The following is a 19,085-nucleotide window of genomic DNA, read 5'->3' on the forward strand; positions in this document are numbered from 1 at the left end:
GAACGGGCCGGGTTCTGCCTGGCCCGGTTCCACTTCACAGGCCTTTGCAGGCCGCCCCCTTGCCGGCCACGCCTTTACCGGCCGTGCCGTGCCTTTACTGCCAGCGCTTGTCCTGGCGCGCCCCTAGCGCAACAAATTGACCGGCAACGCGCCGCTATCGTTGACCGGCCGCAGCGGCCCCGCGCCCGCGCCCGTCAGCTCGATCGCGTCGGCGATGCGCGCCATGTCGTCGCTATCCAGCTCCAGTTCGGCCGCGCCCAGCACGCCATCGACCTGGGCCGCGTTGCGCATGCCGACGATGGCGCCGGTGACGCCCGGCCACGCCAGCGTCCAGGCAATGGCCACCGCCGCCTGGGTGGTGCCGTGGCGTTCGGCGATGGGCTTGAGCGCTTCGGCCAGGGCCAGGTTGCGCGCCAGGTTGGGCACCTGGAATTCGGCGTTGCGGGAACGCCAGTCATCCGCGCCCAGGGCCTGCGCCCGCGCGGCGGAAAAGGCGCCGCTGAGCAGGCCCGACTGCATCGGGCTGTAGACGATGACACCGGTGCCGTTCCGCGCGCACCACGGAATCAGGTCGTTAGCCGCCCCGCGCTGGATCGCCGAGAACGGCGGCTGCAGCGAGTCGACGTGGCCGAGCGTCTCGGCGTCCTGCAACTGCGCCAGGTTGTGGTTGGACAGGCCCACCGCGCGCACCTTGCCTTCCTGCTTCAGGTCGAGCAGTTCCTGCCAATAGGCTTCGAGCGGCGTGCCGTCGCCGGCCGGCCAGTGCATCTGGTAGAGGTCGATCCGTTCCACGCCCAGGCGCTGCAAGGAGCCTTCGATTTCACGGCGGATGCTGGCCGGCGCGCCATTGCGTCGCGGCGTGGCCCGCGGCTGGTCGGGGGACCAGGTCAGGCCGCACTTGGTGAAGACGTAGGGCCGGTCGCCGGGGCTCATCTGCGCCAGCGCCCGTCCCACCACTTCCTCGGCATGGCCCAGCCCGTAGACGGCGGCGGTGTCGATCCAGTTGATGCCGCGGTCCACCGCCAGGCGGATCGCGGCGATCGAATCGCCATCGTCCTGCGGGCCCCAGCCGATGGCCCAGGCGTTGCCGCCCATGGCCCAGGCGCCCACGCCAATCCGCGTGATGAACATGTCGCTGCGCCCCAACTGGCGCGTCGGAAAGGAAGTCCGGGTGCTCATGCGAAAGAATTCTCCTGCCGGCAAGACATCATGGCGGGATACACATTGTGCGCGCCCGCGACCTTCCCCACGATAGCATTCGCGCAAACCCTTGATTTATCTCCGGCTTCCCGCGCATGCGTCCCCTTGAAAGCGACTTCCACGCAACTTTTTCATTTTTTGCATCGAACCGACTTGCACGCCGAATTTAGTTCGTGCATAATCTCGTTTCTTCGCCAACGGCACTAAACAAAACCGGCAACGAGATACGAAAAACGAGCGTGAAAGCGTTCGGAGAAACGTAAAACGTGGCTGGAGTTGATTAGAAAAACGGGGGTATAGCTCAGCTGGGAGAGCGCTTGCATGGCATGCAAGAGGTCAGCGGTTCGATCCCGCTTACCTCCACCAGTCCAAAGCGAAGAGTAGTAAAGCACGACGCAAGTCCAAGTCCCCTTCGTCTAGAGGCCTAGGACATCACCCTTTCACGGTGAGTACAGGGGTTCGAATCCCCTAGGGGACGCCAGTCTTACTGGCAGCAGTACAAGATGCAGTTGAAGTGACACAGTAGTTGAGTATGCCGCTGCGGAGCGGTAGTTCAGTTGGTTAGAATACCGGCCTGTCACGCCGGGGGTCGCGGGTTCGAGCCCCGTCCGCTCCGCCAAAAGCGCTCTACGCAGTGCCTTTCAAGAGCTCCGTCCTCGGGGCTTTTTGCATTTATAGGGTGTAAGCCTTGTTGTTTGCAGGTTGGAACGGCAGGGATTCTGGGGGGTATAGCTCAGCTGGGAGAGCGCTTGCATGGCATGCAAGAGGTCAGCGGTTCGATCCCGCTTACCTCCACCAGTAAAGCAGTAAGTAGTACAGTAGTTCGAGCAGTTGCAGTTTCCGGTCCCCTTCGTCTAGAGGCCTAGGACATCACCCTTTCACGGTGAGTACAGGGGTTCGAATCCCCTAGGGGACGCCAGTTCGCTGGCTCGCCGACCGGACCTGCAGGATCGTCCTGACAAGACGACATGCCAGAAGTGAAGTAAGCCGCTGCGGAGCGGTAGTTCAGTTGGTTAGAATACCGGCCTGTCACGCCGGGGGTCGCGGGTTCGAGCCCCGTCCGCTCCGCCAAGCACTTGCGTGCATCCCAGCAAGCCGCAAGATCCAGTTGTTCCGCAGGAGTCTTCCTGCACTGCGCCAGAAGGCGCCCGCCAAAAGCTCCGGATTCCGGGGCTTTTTTGCTTTGCGCGGCAGCAAGCGCCGTGCCGCCCCCTTCCCCCGTCTCGTCCGTTTATCCTCTGGACATGGCGCGTCTCGCAACGCATCCTGTGCGCTTGTGCCAGCCAAGCCAAGAGGCCCACGTGACCCCCAGCAACGCCGCCCCGCACGCGCATCGCCAGCACCTGCAACGCATCATCGCAGGCTTGAACGAAGGCATCATCCTGCTCGAAGCCAATGGCGCCATCGCCTGGGCCAACGCCAGCGCGCTGGCGCTGCATGGCATCGACACACTGGAGGCGTTGGGCAACACCCCCGCCGGCTACCGCAAGCGCTACGCGCTGACCTACCGCAACCACCACCGCGTGCCGGCCCGGCAGTATCCGCTGGATCTGCTGGCCGCGGGCGCCGCCTTCGACGACCTGCTGCTGGACCTGACCCGCAAGGACGACCCCGACTTCCTGCGCAACATCCGCGCGCGCGGCCTGCTGCTCGAAGACGACGACGCCGACTACCGCGTGCTGATCCTGGACGACCAGACCGAGGCGTTCAACGCCGAACAGCGCTTCGAACGCACCTTTGCCGCCAATCCCGCGCCGGCGTTGATCTGCCGGCTGTCCGATCTGCGCTACGTGAAAGTGAACCAGGGCTTCCTGGACATGACCGGCCTGCCGCGCGAGGCCGTGCTGGGCAAGTCGGCCTACGAACTCGACGTGCTGGACGGCGGCGAGGACAAGGACGACGCGGTGGCCAAACTGAATGCCGGCCTGACCATCAGCCAGCGCGAAGGCGTGCTGCGGCTGGGCGACGGTGGCGCCAGGTTCGTCATCGTCGCCGGCCAGCCGATCGACATGCAGGGCGAGCCCTGCATGCTGTTCACCTTCATCGATCTGGAAAAGCGCAAGCGCGCGGAAGAGGCCCTGCAACACAGCGAGGAGCGCTTTTCCAAGGCCTTCCGGCTGGCGCCGGTGCCCATGGCGCTGTGCGAAGGCGAGTCGCTGCGCGCGCTGGACCTGAACGACGCCTTTGCCCGGGCGGTGGGCGTCTCGCCCGAGGACGCCGTCGGCCGCGAACTGACCGCGCTGGGCCTGCGTCCGTCCGAAGGCATGGCCGAGAGCCTGGCGCGCGGCGAGAGCGTGCGCAACCGCGAGGCCATGCTGGTCGCGGCCGATGGCGGCCAGCTCGACTGCCTGGCGTCCGCCGAACCGGTCATGATCGGCGGCGAGCGCCGCGTGCTGCTGGTGATGCAGGACATCAGCGAACGCAAGCGCAGCGAGACCGAACTGCTGGCCGCGATCGAGGCGGTGATGCAGGACACGTCATGGTTCAGCCGCGGCATCATCGAAAAGCTGGCGCAACTGCGCGCGCCGGCACCGGCGTCACGCGACGTGGCCGACCTGGCGCAACTGACGGCGCGCGAACGCGAGGTGCTGGGCCTGCTGTGCCAGGGGCACGACGACGACGGTATCGCGCGCCAACTGCGCCTGTCGCGCAATACCGTGCGCAACCACGTGGCCACCATCTACAGCAAGATCGGGGTGCACCGCCGCAGCGCGGCGATCGTGTGGGCCCGCGACCGCGGCATCACCGGCCACGAAAAGCCGCGGACCCGAGGCAAAGCCGGCCAAGGCTGATGCCGGGCGCGTGGATTTACAAATTGAATCAAAATAATCCGGGGTTACGGCTGCGCGAAGATGGCGCCGCGTTAGATCCGCATCCCCGCTAAAAAACGCCATATCCACCGAAATCGCCCTCAACGCACCCGCAAAAACACGGACAGGCCCGAGATTGCGCAAACCCTGCGCAGCTTCTTACGATCCGCCGATCAAGCCGCCCCGCCAAGGCGCGCGGCGCGATCCCCGCAAGCCTTCCTGGAGTCCGTTGATGCAGACCGCCTACATTCCCGTTCCCAAGCCGTCCCGGCCGCAACCCGCGTCCGCGTGGAGCAGCGCCGCCGTGATGGAGCTCTACGACTTGCCGTTCATGGACCTGGTGTATCGCGCCCAGCAGACGCACCGCGCCCATTTCGATCCCAACGGCATCCAGCTGTCGAGCCTGCTGTCGATCAAGACCGGCGGCTGTCCCGAGGACTGCGGCTACTGCTCGCAGTCGTCGCGCTACGACACCGGCCTGGAAGCCGAAAAGCTGATGCCGCTGGACGAGGTGCTGGCGGCGGCGCGCGCCGCGCAGGCCGGCGGCGCGCAGCGCTTCTGCATGGGCGCGGCCTGGCGCAGCCCCAAGCCGCATCACCTGGAGGCCGTGGCCGAGATGGTCAGCGCGGTCAAGGCGCTGGGCCTGGAGACCTGCGTCACGCTGGGCATGCTGCGCGAGGGCCAGGCCGAACAGCTCAAGGACGCCGGCCTGGACTACTACAACCACAACCTGGACACCGCGCCCGAGTTCTACGGCAAGGTCGTCACCACCCGCACCTACCAGGACCGCCTGGACACCCTGGAACGGGTGCGCGGCGCCGGCATCAACGTCTGCTGCGGCGGCATCGTCGGCATGGGCGAATCGCGCCAGGAGCGCGCCGGCCTGATCGCGCAACTGGCCAACATGGAGCCCTACCCCGAATCGGTGCCGATCAACAACCTGATGCGGGTGGAAGGCACGCCACTGGCCGACGCCGAGCCGCTCGACCCGTTCGAGTTCGTGCGCACCATCGCGGTGGCCCGCATCACCATGCCGCGCGCCATGGTGCGCCTGTCGGCCGGGCGCGAAGCCATGGACGACGCCATGCAGGCGCTGTGCTTCATGGCCGGCGCCAATTCGATGTTCTACGGCGACGTGCTGCTGACCACCGGCAACCCGCGCATGGAGGCGGACCAGCGCCTGCTGCAACGCCTGGGCATGCGCATCGACGCCGGCCAGCACGCGCACCACCACGCGCGCCAGGACATCTCGGCGTGACGCTGGCGCCCGGCCTGTCCTACCTGCTGGCCAGCGTCGCCTGCAGCGTCGCCGTGGCGGCGATGCTGAAGCTGGCGCGGCGCTGGCAGCTGGACGTGCGCCAGGCCATCATGGTGAACCACGCGGTCGCCGCCCTGCTCTGCTGGGTCGTGCTGCGGCCGGATCCGGCCGCGTTGCTGACGCCGCAGACGCCGTGGGCCGTGCTGCTGGCGCTGGGCCTGTTGCTGCCGAGCGGCTTCATGGCGATGGCGCTGGCGGTGCGCCATGCCGGCGTGGTGCGCAGCGACGCGGCCCAGCGGCTGTCCTTGTTCATTCCCCTGCTGGCGGCGTTCCTGCTGTTCGGCGAGCCGGTCAGCGGCCGCAAGCTGGGCGCCATCGCGCTGGCCTTCGCCGCGCTGTTCTGCCTGCTGCGCCGGCCCGCCGCCACGGGCGCGGCGGCCCCGGGCGCGATGGACGCCGCGCAACGCCGCGCGCTGTGGCTGTGGCCGCTGGCGGTGTGGGTGGCCTACGGCGTGGTGGATATCCTGTTCAAGCAGATGGCGCGCGCCGGCACCGCGTTCGCCGGCGGCCTGTTGCTGGCGTTCGCGCTGTCCAGCGCGCTGATGCTGGCCTACCTGCTGTGGCGCCGCGCGCGCTGGGCGCCGCGCCACCTGGCGGCCGGCGTGGCGCTGGGCGCGGTGAATTTCGGCAACATCATCACCTACATCCGCGCGCACCAGGCGCTGCCGGAGCACCCCGCGCTGGTGTTCGCGTCCATGAACATGGGCGTGATCACGCTGGGCACGCTGGTCGGAACGCTGGTGTTCCGCGAGCCGCTGACGCGCCTGAATGGCCTCGGCCTGGCCCTGGCGCTGGCGGCCATCGTGCTGATGGCGCCCTGGTGAATCGCGGCGGCTGTCAGGTGCCGGTGCGGGCCTGGCGCTCGGGCTCGGCGGGTTCATCCCGCGGCGCCTCGGCCGCCTCGGTCGCCCCGCCAGGCGGGTCCACGGCGCCCGCGCCTTCCACCGGCGGCGTGGCGGGCGCGGCGGCCGGATCGGGCTGCACCATTTCGATGCTGATATCGTTTTCGACGTCGACCCGCGGATCGAGCACGGCCGCGGCCGGCGAGCTCTGCAGGGTGTCCGGCATCGGCACGAAGTGGACCGGCGCCTCGTCGACCTGGTGCGCGCCGGTGACGCGCGTGGGCCGCACCTGCCAGACCAGGATCAGGGCGCAGGCCGAGATGAAGACGTAATACATGCTGTGGCCGGCCAGCGACATCAGCACGCCGGCGATCATCGGGCCGACACAGGCGCCCACGCCGTAGGTCATGAGCAGCACGGCCGACAGGCTGACGCGGCGCTCGGATTCGACGTGGTCGTTGGCGAAGGCGGCGCCCAGGGGATACAGGGTGAACTGCAGGATGCCGAAGGCGCACGACAGCAGCACCAGCGCCCAGAACGGCAGCGTCAGCCAGCCCCACATGACGACCGGCAGCAATACCAGCAGCAATGCGTTGAAGCGGATCAGGCCGGCGCGGTTGATGCGATCGGACAGCCAGCCCATGGGCCATTGCGACAACAGCCCGGCGGTGACGGCGGCGGCCACGAAGATGGCGGCCTGCGAGGTGGTCATGCCGTGCTTGGCGCCGTAGACGGCGGCCAGGCCGTAGAAGGCGCCCGACAGGTTGCCGGCGACGAACAGCACCGTCATGGACAGCGGCACGCGCCGCATGAAGAAGCGGATGTCGAGCGCGGCGGGCAGCGGCGTGGGCGGGTGCGAACGCGCGGTGACGGCGATCGGCACCAGGCACAGCACCAGGCACATGGCCACCAGGGTCAGCGGCCGCAGGTCGAGCGTGGCGTAGGCCGTCAGGGCCAGTTGCCCCAGCACGGTTCCCAGGCCGGACACCACCATGTAGACGGAGAACACGCGCCCGCGCTGATGGTTTTCGGTTTGTTCATTGAGCCAGCTCTCGATGACCATGAATTCGGTCACCATGACGATGCCCGAGATGACACGGAACACCAGCCACAGCGGCATGGAATCGACCAGCGTCTGCGCCAGGATCATGCTGGTGGCGACGGCGGCACAGGCGACGAAGGCGCGGATGTGGCCGACGCGGATGATGAGTTTGTGGCCCAGCCGCGCGCCGCACACCAGGCCCAGGTAGTAACCGGCGATCAACGCGCCGATCCAGATCTCGCTGACGGACTGCGCGGTCAGCCTCAACCCCATGTAGGTGTTGAACAGGCCGGTGCCGATGAGCATCAGCAGGGTCGCGACATACAGCGACGAGAAAGAAGAGAGGGTTGCAAGCATGGCGTCTGGCTGCCCCTGCCGGGGGGAGCGACGCGGGCCGCCTGGGCGGCCCGCGCATTGAGCGATGAAACAGTAACTGCGCGGGGAATCAGACTTGCGACAGCAGGGTCGCGGCGTCGCTGACTTCGAATTTGCCGGGGCCTTCGACATTCAGCTGCTTGACCACGCCGTCGACGATCAAGGCCGAGTAGCGCTGCGAGCGCACGCCCATGCCGCGCTGGATCAGGTCCAGCTCCAGGCCCAGGGCCTTGGTCCACAGGGCGGAACCGTCGGCCAGCATGCGGACCTTGCCGCCGGTCTTCTGTTCGCGGCCCCAGGCGCCCATGACGAAGGCGTCGTTGACCGACACGCACCAGATTTCATCCACGCCCTTGGCCTTGAGGGCCGCGGCCTGCTCGACGTAGCCCGGCAGGTGCTTGGCCGAGCAGGTCGGCGTGAAGGCGCCGGGCAGCGCGAACAGGGCGATGGTCTTGCCGCGGGTCAGGTCGGCGACCTGGAAGGCGTTGGGGCCGAGCGAGCAGCCTTCGCTTTCGGTTTCGATGAATTCGGTCAGGGTGCCATCGGGCACGCGATCGCCGACTTTGATGCTCATGGGAGGATCTCCAGTGTTGGGGCGTTGCATTGGGGCGGACGTGCCCCACAGCCCTCATCATAGTTCGTGTCTGTTGCGCTTGCTGGCCCGGCGGACAGATCGGGAAAGAAACCCGCACAGTCTGAAACGACTCCACACGCGGGGCGGCGCGGGGATCATTGCCATAATGTGGGCGTGATCAATGCCCGGGCGCGATGGCCGCGCGCGGGCGCTTTGCGGAGATGAACCGATGCGCAAGATGTTGATCGGCCTGGCCTTTACGATGGCCGCGGCCGCCCCGGCCTGGGCCGCGCCCGACGCGGCAGAGCAGGCCCAGTTCGAATCGTTCGTGGTGGCGGCGGGCGCCTCCAACGGCGCGGCCCGTTCCTGCGGGGCGTCCGAACCCGACCTGGCGCAGCACCAGGCGACCTCGCGCAAGAACCTGGAGCGGTATGCCAAGGAATACGGATTTTCCGCGGCGGGGTATGACGGGCTCTATCAGAAGGGGCTGGCGGATGGGACGCGGATGATGGAGGAGATGAAGCGGTCGGGCGTCGACGGGTGCCGGGGGGTGCTGGGGAGTTTTCAGAATGAGCGGGTGATTTCTTATGAGGATATGAAGGCGGCGTTGGCTGAGGTTAGTGATGGGTTGCCGGGGGAGAGTGCGGAGAAGTGAATTCTCTGCGGTTTTTTTTTGCTGGCGGGGGATTGAGTTCTTGAGCCGCCCGGCGGGACGGCGGCAGGCGGGGGCGGGGCTACGATTGCGGTCCGGAGCGTTCGCTCCGGACTGCCCCATCCTCATCCTCGTCCTCGCCTTCGGCGACTCCTTCGGATTCCGTCGGGCGCATCTACACGCCCCGCCCCCGCCTGCCGCCGTCCCGCCGGGCTCAGGATGTCTTGGTTTCCGCATTGTTGGGGCGAGGTGGGTGCTTGGCATGCTTGGCCGCATCTACGGGGGGCGGAGGAATTTGCGGGGCCCGCCAAAGCCGGCCGCGCGGGCGGCCTTTTTTGGCTTACGCGGGGTCTTGCAGTTCAGGATGAACGCTGCGCGTGTGCGTGCGACATGAGCGTTTGGAAACGGAATCTGGAGTGTCGGGATTGGCGTCCAACGGATAGCCGCAGGCCGCCCGTCAACGACGTTGCAGCCACCTTCCCTCCTCTCCACCCGCGCGCAGCGCCGCTCTCACGACGCACCGCCAAAGCGTATGCCGGGACCGGCTGCCCGCGCAGCCGGTCCCGGCGGGCAACGCAAGATCTCTCCCCTCACTCCGCCCGAGCGGCCTACGAAGAACGAGCTTCTCGCCTCAAGCCCCGAGCCCATTCTGCTTGAACCAGTCAAGCATCCTCTGCCAAGCCTGCTCCGCCTCGGCCTTGCGGTAACTCGGCCGGTAGTCGGCGTGGAAGGCGTGGGGGGCTTCGGGGTAGACGTCGATGCGGGAGGCCTTGGCGGCGGCGGGGCCTTTGGCGAGTTCGATGCGCATCTTGTCGACGTCGGTCTGGGGGATGCCGGCGTCCTTGCCGCCGTAGGCGCCGAGGACCGGGGCCTTGAGGTCGTTGACCAGGCTGAGGACGGATCGGGGCTTGAGTTCGGTGGGGTCGCCGGCCAGTTGGCCGTACCAGGCGGCGCCGGCCTTGAGCTTGGGGTTGTGGGCGGCGTAGAGCCAGACCTGGCGGCCGCCCCAGCAGAAGCCGAGGATGCCGAGCTTGTCGTCGCTGCCGCCGTTGGCGGCGGCCCAGGCGACGGTGGCGTCGAGATCGGCCTGCACCTGCTTGTCGGGCACTTTGCCGATGATCTCGGCCTGCAGCTTGGGGATCTCGGTGTACTTGGACGGGTCGCCCTGGCGCGCGAACAGTTCGGGCGCGATGGCCAGGTAGCCCAGATGGGCCAGGCGGCGGCAGACGTCCTGGATGTATTCGTGCACGCCGAAGATCTCGGACACCACCAGCAGCGTGGGCAGGTTCTTCTTGCCGGCCGGCGCGGCGCGGTAGGCGGGCATCTTGTCGTCGGCGACGGGAATGTCGACCTTGCCGGCGGTCAGGCCGTTGGCGTCGGTCTTGATGGCGGTCTGCGCGACGGCGGGGCCGGCGGCCAGCGAGAAGCCGGCGGCGACGGTGGTGGCGATGAAGCCGCGGCGGTCGAGCTTGAGGGGCGGCAGCAGGCTGTCGAAATGCGCGTCCTGGTCTTTCATCATGCATCTCCGGGCAAGGGACGGCCGCCGGACGCGGGCGCGTCCTGGCGAACCGCCGGGGTTCACTTCAGGGAGAAGTCCACGCGCGAGGGCAGGCCCTCGTCCTTGATGCCATCGGCGTCCAGTTGCGGGGCAACGATGAACACGCGATCCGCGAGTCCTTCCTGGGCTTGCAGCTTTTCGTATACCGCCTGCGCGCGCGCGTCGGCCAGTTGGCGCAACTGTTCCTCGCCGACCGGCGCCACGCTGCGCAGCATCTCCTCCATCTGCTCCGGCGGCACGGACTTGGCCATGCCGATGAAATTGCGCGGCTTGTCCTTGATGTCGGTGTCGTCGTAGACCTCTTCCAGGTACTTGGCGCGTTCGGCGCCCGAGACCTCGACGCCCGCCGGGTTCGGCTTCTTGCCGCGCGGCGCGACGTCGCGGGCCTTGGCCAGGCGGATCTGGGCGTCGACCCAGGCCTGGCGCAGGCCGTCCAGGTCGGTCTTGGGATCGGCGCGGCCGCTCAGGTCCATCTTGAGCGCGGGGCGGTCGGCCAGGGCCTTGGTCAGGGTTTCGATGCGCTGCAGCGTGTCTTCGGTGAGCGCGGCGCTGCCGGGCGCGAATTCCACGTACGACAGTTCCTCGCCGCCGCCGAAGGCGGACGCCAGCAGGCTGAACGGCGAGGTGACGGCCTTGACCACCAGGTTCAGCAGCACCCGCACGACGATGCCGCCGACCGAGAACTCGGGGTCGTCGAGCGACCCGGAGATCGGCAGGTTGATGTCGATGTTGCCGCGCGAGTCCTTAAGCAGGGCCACGGCCAGCAGCACCGGCAGCTTGGTGGCGTCAGGGCTGTTGGTCTTGTCGCCGAAGGTGAGCTGGTTCAGCACCACGTGGTTGGTGGCCAGCAACGCGCGGTCCTTGATCTTGTATTCCAGGTCGACCGATAGCTTGCCGCGCTTGATCGGGTAGCCGACGTACTTGGCCGAGTAGGTGTTGAAGCGCGGCAGGTCCACGCCCTTGGCCGACGCCTTCAGGTCGAGCGACAGGTACTTGGCGAACGGCTGCACCACGCCGCTGATCGACAGGGGCGCGGTGGTGTAGACGCGGCCGGTGACCTTGACCTTGGCGGGCTGCGGGTTGGTGGACGAGACCGCCGTGATGGAGCCGTCGATATTGGACAGCTCGGCCACGTAGTTGGGCTTGACGAAGCGGTCGGTGAAGGTCATGCGGCCGCGCGTCAGGGTGACGCTGTTGAGCGAGATGTCGGGCATGCCGCCGCCCTTGGCCGCCGGCGCCGGCGGTTCGGCGCGCCGGCCGGGGGTCTGCGTATCCTGGGTGATGGAGCCGCCGGCCTGGCCTGGCGCCGCCACCAGGTCCATGACGTTCAGGCGGCCCTGGGCGTTCAGCAGGATGCGGCCGTAGAAGTCGTCGAGCGCGATGTCGCCCAGGCCGGCGGCGATCTTCTCGCCCGCCACGGCGACGTTCATGCCGGAGAACGCCAGGCGCTTCCAGTTGAGGAAGTCGTCCTTGTTGACGCGGTCCTGCAGGTCGACGTCGGTGATCTCGACGCCGCCCTTCCAGCCAGCCTTCATCGGCGCGTTGCCGTTGGCCGCGGCGAAGTCGGCGTCGCCCTTGGCGCCCAGCGTGATGGCGCGCACGGTGGCGTTCAGGCTGGAGGCGAAATACGGCGCGAACGAGGCGACGTTCAGGCCGGACAGGTCGACCGACGTCTTGACGGTCAGCGGCTGCGGCGTGAAGGCGCCCTTCAGGTCGAGCTTGCCCCCGCCCTGGATGCCGGCCGCGGCCAGCGTGAAATTGCTGGCGCCCGGGCCCATGGCGAGGCGATCGGCGGTGACGACCAGCTGCTGCAGCGCGATGTCGAGCGCCGGCTTCAGCGTTTCGTCGCGCGCCTTGAACTGGGCCAGCTCGGCGCGCACGCCGGTGGCGGATGCGTCGATGGCGCCGTTGTTGTCCAGCACGTGCACCTGCGCCGTCAGCCCGAGGCGGCCGTCCAGCAGCTGGATCGGCGACAGGCTGCGCACGGCCGGCGCGAACGGCGCCAGCGCGACGTTGCCCATGCGCAGCGCCAGTTCCAGCGACAGCGGCTGCAGCACCAGCGGGCCCTTGGCGCGGATCCAGCCGCCGTCGGTGCTGTTGTCCACGGTCAGCCAGAGATTGATGGGTTCGCCCTTGACCTGCGGCAGCGCCACGCCTTCGACGGTGACGCCCAGGCCGGTCAGGGTGTAGTCGAGCTTGCTGACGGCGTCGGTGACGTAGAGCTCGCCTTCGTGAATATTGAAGGCGTCCAGCGTCACCTTCCATTCGGCGGGCGCGGCGGGCTTGGGCGGGGCGTCGGCGGCGGGGGGCGTGCCGGCGGCGGCCGGGGCGCCGTTGGGCGCGGAGGCGGCGGGCGAGGCGGGCTGGGGCGTGGATGCCGGGTTGCTGACGGCGGGCGCGGATGCCTGGCCGGCGGCCGGGGCGGTCGCGGGCTTGGCGGCTTGTGCGGGACTGGCCGTTGCCACGGCGGCGGGACTCGCGGCGGGCGCGCCCTTCTCCGCCGCGGGCTTGGCGGCGGAATCCGGGGCGGCCGGCTTGGCGGCGCCGGGCTTGGCGGGAGCACCGGCGTCCACGCTTGCCGTGGCGGCGGGCGGCTTGGCGCCGCTGCCCGGCTTCGCGCCAGGCGTCGCGGCGGGCCTGGTCGCCGGCGCCGGGCCGCCCAGCTGCTTGAGCTTGTCGGCCACGTCCTGCCAGTTCAGGCGCTGGTTGCTGTAGCGCCGCGCGTAGACCTGCGGCGCCCACAGGCCGACGTCGCCCACGTAGACCTGGCGCGCGATCGGTTCGATTTCAAGGCGGTTGATGGTCAGCGCGCTCCAGGCCGCCAGGCTTTCACCGGCGTTATCGCGCAGGTCGAACTGGCGCAGGCCCAGGTCGCCGACCACGCGGATCTTGGGCGGCGCGTCCTTGGGTTGCTCGAACACGATCTGCAGGTTCGAGTCGAGCAGCGCGCGCTCGAGCTTGAACGGCAGCGGCATGGGCCAGACGTCGGCCCATTTTTCCAGTTGCAGCCCGGTGAAGGCGACCCGCAGCGTCGACGACGGCACCTTGTCGAAGGGCCGCGCCACGCCGGTCAGGTCGAACGGGCTGCCATTGATGCGCAGGTGCAGGCGCGGCTGCACGTCGATGTCGGTGGCGTAGCCGAAGGTGGAGATGAACGGCACGCCCACGGCCAGTTCGTCGATCACCTGCTTGCGGCCGGTGACCTTGTCGTCCAGGGTGACGACGCCGCCCTCGATCACCATGTTGTTCAGGGAAAAGCGCGGCAGGCCCTCATCGGGCTTGGGCGGCTCGTCGGGGTTGGCGGCCGTCATCTCGGCCACGCGCTGCTGCACGTCGGAGAAGTTGAAGCGGGTGACGTCCTCGCGCACGATCGACAGGGTGGGCGAACGCAAGGTGAAGCGGTCGACCACCGGCGCGAACCAGAACAGCGAGGTCCAGGCGGCGCTGACGTCGACCTCGGCGGCGGTGAGCAGCGGCGTCTGCGAGCCGGGCTGCGCCACCGCGAGATCGCGCGCGCGCACGGTCAGCGTGAAGGGATTGAAGGTGATCTTGCCGACGGCGACGTCGCGGCCCAGCATCTTTGCGACGTCCTGGGTCAGCACATTGTGCAGCACCTTGGGCACCTGCCAGGCGGCGATGCCACAGAGGATCAACGCCGTGGCCACGACGCCCAAGAGGATCTTGCCTAAGCGGCGGGTAAACCGGAACTTGGGCATCCGCAAGGGCATTGTGCGTCTCCTGGTACGAATCGAAGGCCATTATCGCGTCCTTCGAGCAAATTGGGGGGCTTTTTGCGCCGCGCCATCGCGGCCGCGCCGCCAAAAGCGCAAATGCCCCCGCAGGGGCACGAAAGCGCGCAAGCCACGACCGGCGCACACCCCGGGATGAAGCGGGCAGGCGCGGCGCCACGGCGACGGCGGCCGCGCTTATCTTTCCTCAAAGCGCGGCGGGCGGCGGCTCGTCTATCATAGGCGCATCAGCGGCCCGCCACGGCCTGCCGGGACCGCTCTTTTCAATCATTAACAATTCTCGATCCCGATTCCCATGTCCACGCCCGCCCCCACCTTGAGCCACCTGGATGAAGCCGGCCAGGTCCGCATGGTCGACGTCATCGGCAAGACCGACACCGAACGCGTGGCCATCGCCACCGCCAGCATCCGCATGAACGCGGTGGCCTACGGCCTGCTGACGCAGCCCGGCCAGGGCAAGGGCGAAGTGCTCAACACCGCGCGCGTCGCCGCCATCCTGGCGGCCAAGCGCTGCGCCGAGCTCATCCCCCTGTGCCACAGCCTGCCGCTGTCGTTCGTCGGCGTCGAATTCGCGCTGGACGACGCGGCGCACCGCATCGACATCCTGGCCACCTGCCGCACCAGCTACAAGACCGGCGTCGAAATGGAAGCCATGACGGCGTGCAGCGTCGCCGCGCTGACCATCTACGACATGTGCAAGGCGGCCGACAAAGGTATCGTCATCGAACAAGTTCGCCTGAAGTACAAGGCGGGAGGTAAAAGCGGTGAATGGCGCAACGATTAATCTTCTGTACTTCGCCCGCGTGGCCGAACTGGTCGGCAAGCGCTCCGAAGCCTGGCCGGTCGACGGCGAGTCCACCGGCGCGCAGTTGCTGGCCGCGCTCGGCGAGCGCTATCCGCAGCTGGCCCCGGCCGGTCGCCTGAAGCTGGCCATCAACCAGACCCACGCCAAGCCGTCGGCGCCGATCCGCGCGGGCGACGAGGTCGCGGTGTTCGAACCCGTCACCGGAGGCTGAACGCCATGGTCATCGTGCAGGAAGCCGACTTCGACGGCGCCGCGCTCACCGCCGCCCTGCGCGCCAGCGCCGGGCCGGGCGTGGGCGGCATCGTCACCTTCGTGGGCTACGTGCGCGACTACGCGCCGGACACGCCCACCGACACGCTCTACCTGGAACACTACCCCGGCATGTGCGAGCGCGAGCTCGAAGACATCGCCGCCACCGCCCGCGCGCGCTGGAACCTGGACGGCACCGTGATCGTGCACCGGGTCGGCGCCCTCGCCCGCAATGCCCAGATCGTGTTCGTGGCCGCGGCCAGCGCGCATCGCGGCGACGCCTTCCGCGGCTGCGAATTCATCATCGACGCGCTCAAGACCCGCGCGCCCTTCTGGAAGCGCGAAACCCTGGCGGGTGGCGACAGCTTCTGGGTGGAACAGCGCCAATCCGACCAGGACCGCACGCAGTCCTGGGACGCCGAACCCCCGCCCCCCAAGGAGACTCCATGAACGACGCCTCCCCCGTCTCGCTGGCCTGCGCCGTGCTGACGGTCAGCGACACCCGCAGCGCCGGTGACGACACCTCCGGCAACCTGCTGGCCAACAGCCTGGCCCAGGCCGGCCACCAATGCGTGCGGCGCGACATCGCCAAGGACAACATCTACCAGATCCGGCGCGTCATCAGCGACTGGATCGCCGACCCCGAGGTGCAGGTCATCCTGACCACCGGCGGCACCGGCTTCTCGCACGGCGACCACGTGCCGCAGGCGATCCTGCCGCTGCTGGACCGCGAGATTCCCGGCTTCGGCGAGCTGTTCCGCCAGATCTCCTACGAGGAAATCGGCAGCTCCACCATCCAGTCGCGCGCCTTTGCCGGCGCGGCCAACCAGACCCTGCTGTTCTGCCTGCCCGGTTCGAACAACGCCTGCGAGACCGCCTGGAACCGCATCATCCGCGAGCAGCTCGACAGCGGCCACCGCCCCTGCAATTTCGCCACGCACTTCCAACCCCGCGACCAAGAAGACCACTGATACCCATGCTGGATTTCGACCAAGCCCAGACCCTGCTGGCCAACGCGGCCGCCCCCATCGCGCGCCGCGAAGACGTCGGCCTGGACCAGGCGCCCGGACGCGTGCTGGCGGCCGACCTCGACGCCACCGTGGACATCCCGCCGGCCGACAACAGCGCCATGGACGGCTACGCGCTGCGCCTGGCCGACTGGCGGCCGGGCGCGCGCCTGCCGATCCAGCAGCGCTGCTATGCCGGCGACACGCCCGAGCCGCTCAAGCCCGGCCATGCCATCCGCCTGTTCACCGGCAGCCTGATCCCCGCTGGCGCCGACGTGGTGGTGATGCAGGAAGATACGCACGAGGCCGACGAGCAGGTCGAGATCACGCGCGAGCCGCGCCCCGGCCAGCACATCCGCCTGCGCGGCGAGGACACCCTGGCCGGCGCCCCGCTGCTGGCCGCCGGCACGCAGCTGCAGGCCGCCCACGTGGCGCTGCTGGCCTCGCAGGGCCTGGCCAGCGTGCCGGTGTTCGGCCGCCTGCGGGTCGGCATCCTGACCACCGGCGACGAACTGGTGGCCCCCGGCGAGGCGCGCGAACCGGCGCAGATCTACAACTCCAACGGCCCGATGCTGGCCGCGCTGGTGCGCGGGCTGGCGGCCGAACCGACCCACGTGCTGCATGCGCGCGACACCGAAGCCGACCTGCTGGCCGCGTTCAAGACGCTGCTGGCCGATTGCGACCTGGTGCTGAGCGTGGGCGGCGTGTCGGTGGGCGAGCGCGACCTGGTCAAGCCGGCGCTGGCCGCGCTGGGCGGCGAACTGTCTCTGTGGAAGGTGCGCATGAAGCCGGGCAAGCCGGTGGCGCTGGCCATGATCGGCGACAAGCCGGTGGTCAGCCTGCCGGGCAATCCGGTGTCGGCCTACGCGGTGTTCGCCATGCTGGTGACGCCGCTGGTGCGCCGCATGCAGGGCCGCGAAGAGTTGTTCCCGCCGGTCAGCCGGCTGCCGCTGCGCACCGAGCATCCGCGCCAGGACAGCCGTGAGGAATTCCTGCGGGTGCAGCGCCGCACGGCCGACGACGGCGGCGCCGAACTGGTGCCTTACGGCCACCAGGGTTCGGGGGTGATCAGTTCATTGCCGTGGTCGACCGGGCTGGCGCGCCTGCCCGCCGACGTGCGGGTGCAGGACCGCGACCGCGTGCCCTACTACGACCTGCGTCACTGGCTGGCGTAGCGCTCGGCCGCCGCCAGTTCCTCGGGCGTGTTCAGGTTCATGAACGCGCCGGGCACGTCATCGAACGGCGCGCCCACGCCTCCCACGCGCGACTGCCACAGGCCGACCTTGCGTTCGCCGGCCGCGAGGTAGTCGCGCAGCACCGGCAGCATGGATGTGCGCAGCGCCATGCAGGCCGGATGGCGCTGGCCGCCGGCCACCGCATAGGCCAGGGGCGCGCCCGCCGCCCGCGCCGCGGCGATCAGGCGGTGGGCCAGATCCGCCGGCAGGAACGGCGTGTCGCACGGCGCCACCACCAGCCATTCGCACGGCGCGGCGGCCGCCAGGCCGGCGGCAAGGCCCGCCAGCGGCCCCTGCCAGGCGCCCAGCGCATCGGTATCGTCGGCCACCACCCGGCCATAGCGGGCGTAGATGTCGGCATTGCGGTTGGCGCTGAGAATCAGCGGCCCGACCTGCGGGGCCAGGCGCCGCGCCACGTGCGCCACCAGCGGCTCGCCACCCAGCAGGACCAATCCCTTGTCGCTGCCCTGCATGCGCGAGCCCTGGCCGCCGGCCAGGATCAGGCCGGCCACCTGTTGCCGGTCGAAAACGGGCGCGGGGTCAACCACCGATGTAGCTCATCTCGACTTTGCGGGCCGGGTCGGCCATGTTGCGGCCGCGCTGTTCGGAGTAGTTGTCGCCCCGGGCGGCCCAGATACCCGTGAGGATGGCGGCCAGTTCATCGTCGCTGGCGCCGTCGCGCAGGGGCGCGCGCAGGTCGTGGCCCTCGTGTCCGAACAGGCACAGGAACAGCTTGCCTTCCGGCGACAGGCGCGCGCGCGTACAGCCGCCGCAGAAGGCGTGGGTGACGCTGGAGATGACGCCGATCTCGCCGCCGCCGTCGCGATAGCGCCAGCGTTCGGCGACGCGGCCCATGCCGTCGGTGGAGATCGGTTCGAGCGGATGGGCCGCGCCGATGCGCGCCAGCACTTCCTCGCTGGGCACCACTTCGGTCAGGTTCCAGCCGTTGGTGTTGCCCACGTCCATGTATTCGATGAAGCGCAGGATGTGGCCGCTGCCGCGAAAGCGCTCGGCCATCGGCAGGATCTGCGCATCGTTCAGGCCGCGCCGCACCACCATGTTGACCTTGACGGGCGCCAGCCCGGCCGCGGCGGCGGCGTCGATGCCGCGCAGCACGTCGTCGGGGGTGAAGCCGCTGTCGCTCATGTCCTGGAACATGGACGCGTCCAGCGCGTCCAGGCTGACCGTGACGCGGTTAAGCCCCGCCTGCTTGAGCACGGCGGCCTTGCGTTCGAGCAGGCTGCCGTTGGTGGTGAGCGTCAGTTCCAGCGGCCGGCCGGCGGGCGTGCGCAGCCCGGACAGCAGGCCGACCAGGTTTTCCACATGCTTGCGCAGCAGCGGCTCGCCGCCGGTCAGGCGGATCTTCTCGACCCCCAGGCGGGTGAAGACGCCGGCCAGCCGCGCGATTTCCTCGAACGACAGCAGGTCGGAATGGCGCATGAAGACGTAGTTGGTATCGAATACCTCGCGCGGCATGCAGTAGGTGCAGCGGAAATTGCAGCGGTCCGTGACCGAGATGCGCAGGTCGCGCAGCGGCCGCGCGCGCCGGTCGAGCGCGGGCCGGCCCGCGGGCGGCGGCGCCAGGGGCGCCGGACGCTCGGTGCGGCGGTCAGCCAGGAGGATCACTTTGCTCATGGGAACATCATAGCCCGGCGCACGCGGCGGCGCG

At 68.9% G+C, this 19,085-nt stretch carries 16 protein-coding genes and 6 tRNA genes; 15 read left to right on the forward strand and 7 right to left on the reverse strand.

The window, feature by feature from the left end; all coding sequences use genetic code 11:
* Positions 1-123: 123 nt before the first annotated feature.
* The gene (locus AT699_RS24705; protein WP_024070182.1) at positions 124-1,179 is read right to left on the reverse strand and encodes an aldo/keto reductase; all 1,056 of its coding nucleotides are present in this window, start codon (positions 1,177-1,179) and stop codon (positions 124-126) included.
* A gap of 311 nt (positions 1,180-1,490) precedes the next feature.
* Here AT699_RS24705 and AT699_RS24710 point away from each other — a divergent pair.
* The 9 genes from AT699_RS24710 (at position 1,491) to AT699_RS24750 (ending at position 6,152) form a co-directional block, all read left to right on the forward strand.
* Positions 1,491-1,566: transfer RNA gene (locus AT699_RS24710), tRNA-Ala, on the forward strand.
* 39 nt (positions 1,567-1,605) lie between these two features.
* Positions 1,606-1,681 (forward strand) — tRNA-Glu (locus AT699_RS24715).
* A 61-nt stretch (positions 1,682-1,742) separates the two neighbouring features.
* A tRNA-Asp gene (locus AT699_RS24720) sits at positions 1,743-1,819 on the forward strand.
* Between the two features lie 103 nt (positions 1,820-1,922).
* Positions 1,923-1,998: transfer RNA gene (locus tag AT699_RS24725), tRNA-Ala, on the forward strand.
* A 45-nt stretch (positions 1,999-2,043) separates the two neighbouring features.
* Positions 2,044-2,119 (forward strand) — tRNA-Glu (locus AT699_RS24730).
* Between the two features lie 75 nt (positions 2,120-2,194).
* Positions 2,195-2,271: transfer RNA gene (locus AT699_RS24735), tRNA-Asp, on the forward strand.
* 173 nt (positions 2,272-2,444) lie between these two features.
* Complete coding sequence (locus AT699_RS24740; RefSeq protein WP_006386661.1) at positions 2,445-3,992, forward strand: helix-turn-helix transcriptional regulator; 1,548 nt, start codon at positions 2,445-2,447, stop codon at positions 3,990-3,992.
* 250 nt (positions 3,993-4,242) lie between these two features.
* Positions 4,243-5,268 carry a biotin synthase BioB gene (bioB, locus tag AT699_RS24745; protein ID WP_006386662.1) on the forward strand — a complete coding sequence of 342 codons (1,026 nt, stop codon included), beginning with the start codon at positions 4,243-4,245 and terminating at the stop codon, positions 5,266-5,268.
* Between the two features lie 2 nt (positions 5,269-5,270).
* Positions 5,271-6,152, forward strand: coding sequence for an EamA family transporter (locus tag AT699_RS24750; RefSeq protein ID WP_053500525.1), 882 nt, complete (start codon positions 5,271-5,273; stop codon positions 6,150-6,152).
* 13 nt (positions 6,153-6,165) lie between these two features.
* Here the strand turns inward: AT699_RS24750 and AT699_RS24755 are convergent, their stop codons facing one another.
* Complete coding sequence (locus AT699_RS24755; protein ID WP_024070186.1) at positions 6,166-7,569, reverse strand: MFS transporter; 1,404 nt, start codon at positions 7,567-7,569, stop codon at positions 6,166-6,168.
* 88 nt (positions 7,570-7,657) lie between these two features.
* Entirely contained in the window at positions 7,658-8,161 is a 504-nt protein-coding gene (locus AT699_RS24760; RefSeq protein ID WP_006386665.1) for a peroxiredoxin, read from the reverse strand.
* Positions 8,162-8,390: 229 nt separating this feature from the next.
* Here AT699_RS24760 and AT699_RS24765 point away from each other — a divergent pair, with 229 nt between their 5' ends.
* Positions 8,391-8,816 (forward strand): hypothetical protein, encoded by a 426-nt coding sequence (locus tag AT699_RS24765; protein WP_006386666.1) that lies wholly within the window; start codon positions 8,391-8,393, stop codon positions 8,814-8,816.
* A 628-nt stretch (positions 8,817-9,444) separates the two neighbouring features.
* Here the strand turns inward: AT699_RS24765 and AT699_RS24770 are convergent.
* Together AT699_RS24770 and AT699_RS24775 are read right to left on the reverse strand one after the other, a co-directional pair.
* The gene (locus AT699_RS24770) at positions 9,445-10,329 is read right to left on the reverse strand and encodes a dienelactone hydrolase family protein (protein ID WP_058207475.1); all 885 of its coding nucleotides are present in this window, start codon (positions 10,327-10,329) and stop codon (positions 9,445-9,447) included.
* Positions 10,330-10,391: 62 nt separating this feature from the next.
* Positions 10,392-14,099, reverse strand: coding sequence for a DUF748 domain-containing protein (locus AT699_RS24775; RefSeq protein WP_024070188.1), 3,708 nt, complete (start codon positions 14,097-14,099; stop codon positions 10,392-10,394).
* A 316-nt stretch (positions 14,100-14,415) separates the two neighbouring features.
* Here AT699_RS24775 and moaC point away from each other — a divergent pair, with 316 nt between their 5' ends.
* Genes moaC through AT699_RS24800 form a run of 5 tightly spaced genes read left to right on the forward strand, consistent with a single transcriptional unit; the run spans position 14,416 to position 17,356 of the window.
* Entirely contained in the window at positions 14,416-14,904 is a 489-nt protein-coding gene (gene moaC, locus AT699_RS24780; protein WP_024070189.1) for a cyclic pyranopterin monophosphate synthase MoaC, read from the forward strand.
* Positions 14,885-15,136, forward strand: a complete 252-nt coding sequence (locus AT699_RS24785) for a MoaD/ThiS family protein (protein WP_006386671.1) — start codon at positions 14,885-14,887, stop codon at positions 15,134-15,136. The genes moaC and AT699_RS24785 overlap by 20 nt, the downstream gene beginning before the upstream one ends.
* 5 nt (positions 15,137-15,141) lie before the next feature.
* Positions 15,142-15,624, forward strand: a complete 483-nt coding sequence (locus AT699_RS24790; protein ID WP_006386672.1) for a molybdenum cofactor biosynthesis protein MoaE — start codon at positions 15,142-15,144, stop codon at positions 15,622-15,624.
* On the forward strand, positions 15,621-16,145 hold the full coding sequence (gene moaB, locus AT699_RS24795; protein ID WP_006386673.1) for a molybdenum cofactor biosynthesis protein B: 525 nt from the start codon (positions 15,621-15,623) through the stop codon (positions 16,143-16,145). The genes AT699_RS24790 and moaB overlap by 4 nt, the downstream gene beginning before the upstream one ends.
* A 5-nt stretch (positions 16,146-16,150) precedes the next feature.
* A complete protein-coding gene (locus tag AT699_RS24800; protein ID WP_006386674.1) occupies positions 16,151-17,356 on the forward strand; it encodes a molybdopterin molybdotransferase MoeA in 1,206 nt (401 codons plus the stop codon).
* On the opposite strand, the gene mobA is transcribed toward AT699_RS24800, so the two are convergent.
* Complete coding sequence (gene mobA / locus AT699_RS24805; protein ID WP_006386676.1) at positions 17,341-17,964, reverse strand: molybdenum cofactor guanylyltransferase MobA; 624 nt, start codon at positions 17,962-17,964, stop codon at positions 17,341-17,343. The two genes, AT699_RS24800 and mobA, sit on opposite strands and share 16 nt — an antisense overlap.
* Positions 17,957-19,051, reverse strand: a complete 1,095-nt coding sequence (gene moaA, locus AT699_RS24810; protein WP_038504309.1) for a GTP 3',8-cyclase MoaA — start codon at positions 19,049-19,051, stop codon at positions 17,957-17,959. Before moaA ends, mobA begins: the two co-directional genes overlap by 8 nt.
* Positions 19,052-19,085: the final 34 nt, after the last annotated feature.

The sequence above is a fragment of the Achromobacter xylosoxidans genome, assembly GCF_001457475.1.
GTDB lineage: Bacteria > Pseudomonadota > Gammaproteobacteria > Burkholderiales > Burkholderiaceae_B > Achromobacter > Achromobacter xylosoxidans.